At 70.6% G+C, this 11,007-nt stretch carries 9 protein-coding genes and 1 tRNA gene; 8 read left to right on the forward strand and 2 right to left on the reverse strand.

The features are described from left to right. A partial coding sequence (locus tag ND747_RS27960) for a DUF4352 domain-containing protein (protein ID WP_251737252.1) occupies positions 1-704 on the forward strand: 704 nt, incomplete at its 5' end. Positions 705-820: 116 nt separating this feature from the next. On the opposite strand, the gene ND747_RS27965 is transcribed toward ND747_RS27960, so the two are convergent. Continuing rightward, positions 821-1,528 carry a TetR/AcrR family transcriptional regulator gene (locus ND747_RS27965; RefSeq protein WP_251737253.1) on the reverse strand — a complete coding sequence of 236 codons (708 nt, stop codon included), beginning with the start codon at positions 1,526-1,528 and terminating at the stop codon, positions 821-823. Between the two features lie 455 nt (positions 1,529-1,983). On the opposite strand from ND747_RS27965, the gene ND747_RS27970 reads away from it, so the two are divergent. Beyond that, a complete protein-coding gene (locus ND747_RS27970; protein WP_251737254.1) occupies positions 1,984-2,658 on the forward strand; it encodes an HNH endonuclease family protein in 675 nt (224 codons plus the stop codon). A 771-nt stretch (positions 2,659-3,429) separates the two neighbouring features. Here ND747_RS27970 and ND747_RS27975 read toward each other — a convergent pair. Further along, positions 3,430-3,512, reverse strand: a tRNA-Leu gene (locus ND747_RS27975). A 159-nt stretch (positions 3,513-3,671) separates the two neighbouring features. Between ND747_RS27975 and ND747_RS27980 the strand changes: the two genes are divergently transcribed. From ND747_RS27980 to ND747_RS28005, 6 genes are all read left to right on the forward strand, one after another. After that, positions 3,672-5,186: an FhaA domain-containing protein gene (locus ND747_RS27980; RefSeq protein WP_251737255.1), complete on the forward strand. Its 1,515-nt coding sequence runs from the start codon at positions 3,672-3,674 to the stop codon at positions 5,184-5,186. A 6-nt stretch (positions 5,187-5,192) separates the two neighbouring features. Then, positions 5,193-5,690, forward strand: coding sequence for an FHA domain-containing protein (locus tag ND747_RS27985; RefSeq protein WP_251737256.1), 498 nt, complete (start codon positions 5,193-5,195; stop codon positions 5,688-5,690). After that, positions 5,687-7,123 (forward strand): PP2C family serine/threonine-protein phosphatase, encoded by a 1,437-nt coding sequence (locus ND747_RS27990; protein WP_251737257.1) that lies wholly within the window; start codon positions 5,687-5,689, stop codon positions 7,121-7,123. The genes ND747_RS27985 and ND747_RS27990 overlap by 4 nt, the downstream gene beginning before the upstream one ends. A gap of 28 nt (positions 7,124-7,151) precedes the next feature. After that, complete coding sequence (locus ND747_RS27995) at positions 7,152-8,648, forward strand: FtsW/RodA/SpoVE family cell cycle protein (RefSeq protein WP_251737258.1); 1,497 nt, start codon at positions 7,152-7,154, stop codon at positions 8,646-8,648. Further along, positions 8,645-10,090 (forward strand): penicillin-binding protein 2, encoded by a 1,446-nt coding sequence (locus ND747_RS28000; protein WP_251737259.1) that lies wholly within the window; start codon positions 8,645-8,647, stop codon positions 10,088-10,090. The genes ND747_RS27995 and ND747_RS28000 overlap by 4 nt, the downstream gene beginning before the upstream one ends. Continuing rightward, on the forward strand, positions 10,087-11,007 hold a 921-nt coding region (locus tag ND747_RS28005), incomplete at its 3' end, for a serine/threonine-protein kinase (protein WP_251737260.1). The genes ND747_RS28000 and ND747_RS28005, both read left to right, overlap by 4 nt.

Raw genomic sequence — 11,007 nt, forward strand, 5'->3', positions numbered from 1 at the left:
CCCCCGCCCCGGCACCCCGGATGGCCTCCTCCGCACCGGTCGCGTCCGGGCCGGGCACCGGCCCGGTACCGCTGCCCGGCGTGGCCCCCGGATCTGCCGGACCGAGCCAGTCCTATGGGCCGTTTCCGCCCCCGCCGGCCCGCCGCGGACCCGACCGCCGTCAGCTCACGCTGATCGCCGGCGTTATCCTCGCGGCACTGATCGCGGTCGCCCTGCTGGTGGCCCTGCCGCGACATGACGACGGCACGGGCAGCAGCCCGACGTCCACGGACACGACGGTGCCAGCCAGCGCGACACCGTCGGCGGGCGCCGCCACGGCCGGCGTCGGCGATCCGGTCACCGACCAGCAGCTCACCTTCACCGTCACCAACCTGGACTGTTCCCAGAGCCAGCTTGGTGACGGTCTGCTCGCACTACGTGCCAGCGGTCGCTACTGCCTGGCCAAGGTGACCGTGCACAACACCGGCGGCGCCCCGGCGGCATTGGATAACAGCGCCCAGCTGCTCCGCGACGATCGAGGCGACCGGCACGAGGCGGATTTCCTTGCCCGGTTCAAGCTGAACGAGGATCTCTGGGACACCATCAACCCCGGCGACACCAAACACGGCACCCTGGTCTTCGACCTGGCCAAGGACGCCAAACCACGCGTCCTCGAGCTGCACACCAGTGGGCAGAGCCCCGGCGCACGCGTCGCTTTTCCCTGACGTCCTGCAGCCACCGATCATCCTGCAGTCACCGATCCCCGAGGCCGGACCGCGGCGTCGCGTCCAGGCCGTCACGTCGGCGAGCCACGGCCACGCCAGCGGCGGCGCCGTCGTCCTCACGCCGTCGGCGAGGTCACCGGCCGGTCCGGTCGCAGGCCTGCCAGCACGATGTTCAGGCAGCGCTGCCCGGAACCCGGCGCGACCCGTTCGGCCGCCTCGGCCACCGTCCGCAGCGACCACATCAGGACCAGCAGGTCGGCGAGGACGATGTCGTCGCGAACGGCCCCGACCCGTTGTGCCGCCGTCAGCATCGCCGCGACGGATGGCAGCACCTCGTCGACCAGCACTCGCCCGGCCGCCCCTCGCCACATTCCGGGGGCGAGGAACAGTCGGTTGGCCGGGTCACCGAGCATCGCGCGCATGACGAAGACCTGCAGCGCGTCCTGGGCCGGTTCGGTGGCGGCGATCTCGACCGCCAGCTCGCGCAGGGGCCCCGCCGCGTCCACCAGGATGGTTTCGATCAGCGCATCCTTGGTCGGAAAGCGTCGGTAAAGGGTTCCCATCCCCACGCCGGCACGCCGGGCGATTTCCTCCACGCTGACCTCGACGCCGCGCTCGACGATCAGCTCCCGCGCCGCCGTGACGATGCGCGCCCGGTTACGCGCCGCATCCTGGCGCGGCGGTCGAGACGATGCTGTCCCGGCCCGACCGACGCCGGCGGATCCGGTGTCGGCCTCGGCGGGGGTGCCGGTCGCCGCGCTGCTGCCCGCAACGCTGCCGGAGTTGATGCTGGAACGGGGACGGGACGGAGGAATGCCGGCCATCTCGGTCCGGCCTAACCGTCGATGCGTAACTGAATGGTGGCGGAGAGCGCCAGCATGCTGACCATGGGAGCACACTGTACGGGATTATCCGGCTACACACCGATTTTTTGCTCGGATCCCAGCCCAACCTCGCGTAGCTGTCACCCACGGCGCACGACGCCCCGCTAACGTGACTGTCTGCTCATTCAGGTGCAGGACGGATAGGCGCTGTGGTCGCTCGCTGGCCACACAGCGCCAGGACGAGGAGACAGGTGCCAGGCAGCGGTATCGGTGCTGACCAGACGGGCCGGAGCGGGCAGGCGGTGCAGGACGTCCCCGCCGATCGACGGGACCCCCGGGGCTCGACCGGACGGCCACGTTCCTCTGACCCCACCAGCCCCATCGGCCATGTCGGCCATGTCGGCCATGTCGGCCGATTGAGCATCTTCGTACTCGTCGCATTCTGCGCAGGACTCATGACTTCCTGCACCAGCAGCACCGCCGACCGGGTCGGTTCGGCAGTCGGCCTGTCCGGTGGGCCAACCGCCGCGGCGACCGCCGGTGGCTCAGGGTCCGCCCTGTCGGTGCTCGGCAGCCTGCCCGTCCGCGCCGAGGACAACTCGCCGAAGTACAAACGGGACGAGTTCGGCACCGCCTGGTCGGACGTGGATCACAACCGCTGCGACACCCGCAACGACATCCTCCGCCGAGACCTGCACAGCACCACCATCCGCAAGTCCGACAACTGCACGGTGCTGACCGGCGAGCTCACGGACCCGTACACGACCCGGATCATCCGGTTCGACCGCTCCCGCAACGCATCCGCCATCCAGATCGACCATGTCGTCGCACTGGCCGACGCATGGCGCACCGGCGCCCTGAACTGGACCGACGCCCAGCGCCTGCAGTTCGCCAACGACCCGCAGAACCTGCTGGCTGTGGACGGCCCGACCAACACCCGCAAGAGCGACCAGGACGCCGCCGAATGGCTCCCACCCAGCCCTGGCGCCCAGTGCTCCTACGTCGCTCGCCAGGTCGGCCTGAAGTCCCGCTACCACCTGTGGGTGACCTCCGCAGAGGCTGCCGCGATGCGCACCGTCCTGCAGAAATGCCCCGCCCAACCCCCCCTGGGCCTTACCCCCACCCCCTGACCCCCACCAAGACTGCCCCCATCCCGCCCCACCTCGACCGGGGCCTCCACGGCCCCGGTCACCGCTGGCACCGCCGTCCGTCGCCCATGGCCACGTTCCGCGATGCTGTCGGGATTGCGGCACGCAGGATACCCAGGCATCGTCGCGGGGGTTCGTGTCCGATCTGCCCCCACACGAGACGGATCTTGCCCTGGGGCCGGTGACGAAGGCTGGTGGAGGTGGGGACACTACCTTCTGTGCAGACGAAGCACATTTTGACCACGGACGGTCGCCATCAGCTTCGCAGCAACGGAATCATGACACTCCGATCGCCACCAACCCGACCAGCAGAGTCACCGACAACCCGCGCGCAGCCCAATCCTGCTCCACAGCCCAGTGCGCCCCGTGACAGCCCCAACCCGAAGCCGAAGCCGCTCCCACACACACCGTAACCAGACCCAAGCCCCGAAGCCGAAGGCGAGCCCCCCCCACACACCGCGAACAGACCCAAGGCCCGAAGCCGAAGGCAAACCCACACACACACACACACACACACCGCGAACAGACCCAGGGCCCGAAGCCGAAGGCGAGCCCACCCCACACCGCGAACAGACCCAGGGCCCGAAGCCGAAGGCAAACCCCCACACACACCGCGAACGGACCCAGGGCCCGAAGCCGAAGGCGAGCCCACCCCACACCGTGAGCACGTGGGGGGTCTCGGGGGGGCTCGGCCCCCCCGGCCAACATGACGAAAGCCCCCACCGGCGCAGCATGCGCCAACAGGGGCTTGCGTGGGCGAGGGGGGAGTTGAACCCCCACGTCCGTTAGGACACACGGACCTGAACCGTGCGCGTCTGCCATTCCGCCACTCGCCCGAGTGGAAGTATCTCTTGTGCAGGTGACACGCTATCACGCCGGAGATGTCTTCTGCGCCGGGGGGTCGGGCTGGTCGGGCACGTGTCAGGCTGCGCAGCCCTGGGGCGTCGACGCCTGGGGGCATACGATCTCACAGACCGGGAGAAGGGAGGTCGAGCATGGGCGTGCTGCAACGCTTCGAACGGCGCCTGGGCGGCCTCGTCGAGGGTGCGTTCGCCAAGGTGTTCAAGGGCGGTGTCGAGCCGGTTGAGATCGCGAGCGCCCTGGCTCGGGAGACCGACGACCGGCGGGCGGTGAGTTCGAACCGGGTGCTGGTGCCCAACGAGTTCGCCGTGGAGCTGGCCAGTGGCGACTTCGCCCGCCTCTCCCCGTATGACCGTGCATTGTGCGACGAGCTGGCCGAGATGGTCCGTGAGCACGCGGCCGAGCAGCGGTACACGTTCGTCGGGCCGGTGTCGGTGCGGATGTCGGAGGCGGCCGATCTGGATGTCGGGGTGTTCCGGATCCGTAGCAGTGTGGCCGCGGCGGATCCGGGGGTGGTGTCCGGTCGCCGGGCACGACCGAGTGCTCCGGGCACGCCCCATCTGCTGATCACGACGAAGGCTCCGGGTGGTTCCGGGGAGCGGGAGTATCCGCTGGACGCGGAGACCACGGTGATCGGCCGCAGTGTGGAGTGTGACATCCGGTTGAACGACACCGGGGTGTCACGGCGCCACGGTGAGATACGCCGGTTGCCGGACGGGCAGTTCCTCTACGTCGATGCCGGTTCCACGAACGGCAGTCTGGTGAACGGCCGGGCGGCCCGGCAGGTGAAGCTCGTCAACGGCGACCGGATCGAGCTGGGCACGGCCACGATCGTGTTCCGCCGGCAGGACGGGCGGCCCGGCTCGGGCCGTTCGGGTGGTCGCTCGACGCCTCATCCCGATCGCGTGTCCGCCGAGCGGGCGCCCTCCCGGCCGCCCGTGGATCGGCCGCTCGGTGATCGTTCGTCCACCGAGCGGGGTGTTCTGTTGCCGAACCGGGGGATGTCCCAGCCGGATCGGGGGGCCGCGGCGGAACGCACACCCCCACCTGGGCGGGTAGCACCGACACCGGCGCCCGGGCGGCCGGCTCAGCGTTCGACACCGCCGCCGGAACGGCGACCCACGCCCGTCCCGGAGGACCCCTACCGGGCCGGTTCGTCGCCTCGCGGCGGCCACGCGGACCGGGTGGATCCGGGTGGCCGGGTGGATCCGTATGCGCGAGAGCGGCGCGGCGGCGCCGGGTACCCGGCGGGGGACCCGTATGGGGAGCGTCCCGGCCGAGCCGCCGGTGCTCCGGACCGTCGTGACCAGGAGCTCCGGGAGCCCGGTCGAAACGGCTATGATCAGCCGGGGGATCCGCGCGCTCGGGAGCGTGGTCGCGGCTCGGGGTCGGCGCACGACGAGCGGGGCGGCTATGGTCATGGCCCGCGCGATCGCCGCGACGATGCCGGGGGCGTGCCGGACTACCGCGAGGCGCGGCATTCCCCCTCCCACCACCCCGGGAACGCGCCGGACGGTGACCGGGAGTCCCTCGACCTGGAGCCGCTGGACGACGTGTACGACGCGCAGACAGTTCTGCCGGGGCAGCTGGATGCCCCGCGGCGGGACGCCGGCCCGCGTGGCCGCTCCCGGTCGGATCGGGGCTGGTAGTCGCCGATGGACCCGACCGAGCCCAGCGAGCTGGTGTTGCTGATCGTCAAGATCGGCTTTCTTGCCCTGTTGTGGGGGTTTGTCCTGGTGGCGGTACGCGCCGTCCGACTGGACATGTTCGGCCCAACAAAACGGCAGCAACGCCGCGAACCGCCACCGATGGTGCGCCCCGCCGCACCGCGAAACCCTCCACAATCAGCACACAAGCCACCCACACCCAGCAAACTGGTCGTGACGAAGGGGCCCTTGGCAGGCACAACGATTCCACTAGGATCGGTACCTGTCACCATCGGACGGGCACAGGACTCGACTCTGGTCCTCGAGGATGACTTCGCGTCAGGCCGGCATGCGAGACTCGTGCACCACGACGGGCAGTGGTTCGTCGAGGACCTGGGCTCGACCAATGGCACATTCCTCAACCGTACGAAGGTGACCAGTCCCATGCCGGTACCTCTCGGCGCGCCGGTCAGGATCGGGAAGACGGTCCTGGAGCTCCACCGGTGAGCCTCAGGCTGCACTTCGCCGTCCGCTCCGATGTCGGGCACGTACGGGAAGGAAACGAAGACTCCGCGTTCGCCGGCCAGCGTCTGCTGGCGGTGGCCGACGGGATGGGCGGGCACGCCGCGGGCGAGGTCGCGAGCTCAACCGTGATTTCACGGTTGGCCGACCTCGACGACGGCGTGCACAGCGACGATCTCGTCACCGAGCTGAACGAGGCCGTCCGCGACGCGAACCGCCAGCTCCGGGAGATGTCGCTGGAGAACAGCGCGCTCGACGGGATGGGCACGACGGTGACGGCCGTGTTGTCCGCCGGGAACATGCTCGGCGTTCTGCACGTCGGTGACTCCCGCGCCTACCTGCTGCGCGACGACATCCTCAGCCAGGTCACCCACGACCACACCCTGGTGCAGGATCTGGTCGACCAGGGCCGGATCACCCCGGAGCAGGCGAACACCCACCCACAGCGCTCGCTGCTGATGCGGGCGCTCGACGGCCGGGAGGTCGAGCCCGACCTGTCGGTGCGTCAGGCCGTCGCCGGCGACCGGTACCTGCTGTGCACCGACGGCCTGTCCGGCGTGGTCAGCGAGGAGACGATCCTCGAGACGCTGCTGCTGCCGACCCCGCAGGAGGCCGTCGACCAGCTCGTTGACCTCGCGCTCAAGGGCGGCGGGCCGGACAACATCACCGTGGTCGTCGCCGACATCGTCGAGGATCACGGCGGGGCGCTGTCCCGACCGCTGGTGGCGGGTGCGGCGGCGGAGAAGCGGGTCGTGCCGGGCGCGCAGTCGGCCCGCAGCGGCCCCGACCCGCGCCACGGCGACGCCGAGTCCGCCGCGGCGAAGGCGGCCCGGATCGGCCGGCCCGGGTTTCACCGGCGCGACCGGCAACAGTCCGCCGGCAGCCGCTCCGACGGCGACGGCGACGACGCTGACGGGGAGGCGGACCCGGAACGACCGGGCCGCCGTTCCGGGCGTCGGGTGCTGTTCGTGTCCACCGTGGTGTTCGTGATCGTCGTGGCCGGGGCCACCGCCGGGTGGGCCTACGTCCGTAGCCAGTACTACGTCGGTGTCGACGACGACAAGGTCACCCTCTTCCAGGGCGTGAAGGGCAGTTTCGCCGGCCTGCACTTCTCCTCCGTGCTCGTCCACGCCCAGCCGCTGGCCGAGATCGCCGCCGAGGATCGCGACGACGTGCGCGAGGGCATCCCGGCGAACAGCCGCTCGGACGGAGAGCAGATCATCGAGCGGTTGACCCGACCCGCGGCGGCCTCGTCAGCCGCGGCGGGAACGTCCACGCCGACCCCCGGCACCACCAGCCTCAAGGTACCGGCGGTAGCACCCACCGCGCCGCCAGACAGCTGTCGGGCCGCCCCCGGCTCCACCCTCGCCCCTGCCATCGCCGGATGTCCGACCCCTGCGATCACCCCGTCTCCGTGAGCCCCATGCTCGTGTCCCCAGGCCAGCGATGACCCGCCCGCCGCTCCCCCTTCCCCCGCTGCGCCGGCCGCGGTCGGCGGATCTCACCGCCACCTTCGCCGGCCTGCCGCTGCCGCGGGACAGCAATCTGCCGCCCTACCGCCGCCGCGAACTCACCCTGCTGGTCTACGCCGGGGTGCTGGCCACGTCGGCACTGGCAGCGCTCACACTCGCCGACGTCGGGCAGCTCTCCCTCGGCGTCCTGACGATCGGCCTGGGTTTCTTCTGCCTGTGGGCGATGGCCCACATCGCGGTGCGGCGGTTCGCGCCCGCCGCCGACCCGGTGCTGTTGCCGGTCGTCGTCGCGCTCAACGGCCTCGGCCTGGTGATGATCTACCGGCTCGACCTGGCCCGCAGTGAGGCGGCCAAACAGGCCGGCAAACACATTCCGCCGAGCGCGGCGCAGGTCCAGCTGGTCTGGACCCTGTTGGCGATGATCGTGTTCGTGCTGGTGCTCGCCCTGGTGCGCGACCACCGCAAGCTGGCCAGATACGCCTACACGGCCGGGCTGGCCGGCATCGTCGGGCTGATGCTGCCGATCGTGCCCGGCATCGGGACCAGCATCAACGGTGCCCGGCTGTGGCTGCGGGTCGGGCCGTTCTCGTTCCAGCCCAGCGAGGTCTCGAAGATCCTCATTCTGATCTTCTTCGCCGCCTACCTGGTGAACAAGCGGGACGTGCTCACCTACGGCTCACCCACCCTGCTCGGCCTGAAGATCCCGCATGCCCGTACCCTCGGCCCGCTGCTGGTGGCGTGGCTGGCCAGCCTCGGCATCCTGGTCGTGCAGAACGACCTCGGCTCGTCCCTGCTGTTCTTCGGGATGTTCCTGGTCGTGCTCTACGTCGCCACCGAGCGGGTGTCCTGGATCCTGTCCGGTCTCGGCCTGTTCGTCGCCGGTGCGGTGCTGGCCTACCCGCTGTTCGGTCACGTCCAGGTCCGGGTGGACGGCTGGCTGCACGCCTTCGACGGCGACAACCCGTCCAGCACGTCCTACCAGCTCGTCCAGGGGCTGTACGGGTTCGCCGCCGGTGGGATCAGCGGAACCGGGCTCGGCCAGGGTCATCCGCAGAAGGTGCCGTTCGCCAACACCGACTTCATCATGGCGAGCCTCGGCGAGGAGCTGGGTCTCACCGGGGTGATGGCCATCCTGACGATGTACGCGCTGCTGGTGTTGCGCGGAATGCGCGCGGCCCTCGGTGCCAAGGACGCCTTCGGCAAGCTGTTGGCGACCGGGCTGTCGTTCACCCTCGGCCTGCAGGTGTTCGTGCAGGTAGGTGGGGTCATGCGGCTCATCCCGCTGACCGGGCTGACGCTGCCGTTCGTTTCCTATGGCGGGTCGTCCATCGTCGCCAACGCAGCGATCATCGCCCTGCTGCTGCGGGTCAGCGACAGTGCGCGGCGCGCCCCCGAACCCCCCTCGGACGCGCCGCTGTTCGACCCCGGCGCCGTCTCCGAAAGCCCCACCCAGGTGGTGAAGACGACATGAACCGTCCGGCTCGCAGGGTCGCTGTCGTCTGCATGGTGCTGTTCGCCGCGCTGCTGGTGAACGCGAACTGGCTGCAGGTCGGCCAGGCCGGCAGCCTCAAGACCCAGCCGACGAACGGACGCCAGATCACCGAGCGCCTCGAACGAGAACGCGGTTCGATCGTCGCCGGCGACGTGGAGATCGCCCGGTCGGTGCCGTCCAGCGACCAGTACAAGTACCAGCGGCAGTACCCGGGCGGCGCCCTCTACTCGGACGTCACCGGCTACTACACGCTGTTCACCGCCGCCGGCCTGGAGCGCTCCCAGGACGTGTTCCTCTCCGGCGACGATGACCGGCTGCTCGCCAGCCGGGTGACCGGACTGTTCACCAACCAGCAGCGCCGGGGCGGCACGGTGATCACGTCCCTGGTGCCGGCGGTGCAGCAGGCCGCCGCGCAGGCGCTGGGTAACCGCCGGGGCGCCGTCGTCGCCCTCGACCCGAAGACCGGGGCGGTGCTGGCGATGGTCACCAGCCCCACCTACGACGCGAACTCGTTGGCCAGCCACACCGAGAAGGCCGCCACCGACGCCTACGGTGTGCTCTCGAGCGACAAGTCGCAGCCGCTGCTCAACCGCGCCACCCAGCAGACCTATCCGCCGGGCTCGACCTTCAAGCTGATCACCGCCGCCGCCGCGCTCGCTGCCGGGCGCCACCCGGACGACCGGATCGCCGCCCCGAACGAGCTGAAACTGCCGCTGAGCACCGTCACCCTGCCGAACTTCGATGGCGAGACCTGCGGCGACGGCCAGACCGACACCCTCATCCACGCCCTGGCGATCTCCTGCAACACCGCGTTCGGCCAGCTCGGGATCGACCTCGGTGACGACGCGCTGCGCAGCCAGGCCGAGGCGTTCGGTTTCAACACCACGTTTCCCGACCTCCCCCTCCCGCAGGCACGTAGCGTCTTCCCCAGCGACCTTGACGGGGCGCAGACCGCGCAGTCGGCGATCGGCCAGTACAACGTGCGGGTCACGCCTCTACAGATGGCGGAGGTGGTCGCGACGATCGCCAACGACGGCACCGAGATGAAGCCTTACCTGGTGTCCGAGCTGCGCGGCCCGGACAAACGGACGATCAGTCGGACCAGCCCGAAGGAACTCGGCAAGCCGGTCAGCGGCGATGTCGCCGCCGAGCTGACCACGATGATGGAGAGCGTGGTCACCTCCGGCACCGGCCGCAAGGCGCAGATCGACGGGGTCACCGTCGCCGGTAAGACCGGCACCGCGGAACACGGCACCGGCGTGGCGCCGCACGCCTGGTTCGTCGGATTCGCGCCGGCGGACAACCCCAAGGTCGCCGTCGCCGTCATTGTCGAGGACGGCGGAGGTGAGGTCGGCACCGGCGGTGCCATCGCCGCCCCCGTCGCAAAACAGGTCATGCAGGCCGCATTGGACAGACCATGAACAACTCGCCCGGCAATCCCGCCTCCCCGTCGCAGCCCTTCGCCGGCGCCGCGTCGCCGAACACCGTCCTGGACAACCGCTACCGTCTCGACGGCCGGATCGCCGCCGGTGGCATGGGCGAGGTGTGGCGCGGGCTCGACCAGACGCTCGGTCGCCCCGTCGCCGTGAAGCTGCTGCGCCCGGAGTACGCCAGCGACGAGTCGTTCCTGGTCCGATTCCGCGGGGAGGCCCGGCACGCCGCCCGGCTGTCGCACCCTGGGGTCGCCTCGGTCTACGACTATGGCGAGGTGGCCACCGCCGACGACTACCCCACCGCCTACCTGGTGATGGAGCTGGTCGAGGGGGAGCCGCTGTCCGCGCTGCTGCACCGCGAGAAACGGCTGTCGCCGGAGCGGATGCTCGACATTCTCGGCCAGGCCGCCGACGCGCTGCAGGCCGCGCATGCCCTCGGCGTCGTGCACCGCGACGTCAAGCCCGGCAACCTGCTGCTGCGCCCGGACGGCGTGGTGAAGGTCACCGACTTCGGCATCGCCCGCGCCGTCGACGCCGCCCCGCTGACCGCGACCGGCATCATGATGGGCACGGCCTACTACGTCTCGCCCGAACAGGCCTCCGGCCGGCCGGTGACGCCGGCCAGTGACGTCTACTCGCTCGGGGTCGTGGCCTACGAGTGCCTCGCCGGACGGCGACCGTTCGACGACCGCAACCCCATCGTCGTCGTCATGGCCCACCAGCAGGACACGCCCGCCCCGCTGCCCGCCGAGATCCCCTACCAGGTCCGGGCGCTGGTCGATTCGGCGATGGCGAAGGACCCGAGCCGTCGGCCGAGTTCCGCCGGGGCGTTCGCGCGCTCCGCCGCGGGCATCCGGCGCAGCCTGTGGCCGCCGGACAGCGGCGGCCGGTGCCCGAGCGGGCCC

This window comes from Frankia sp. R82, from assembly GCF_023716925.1.
Taxonomy (GTDB): Bacteria; Actinomycetota; Actinomycetes; order Frankiales; family Frankiaceae; genus Frankia.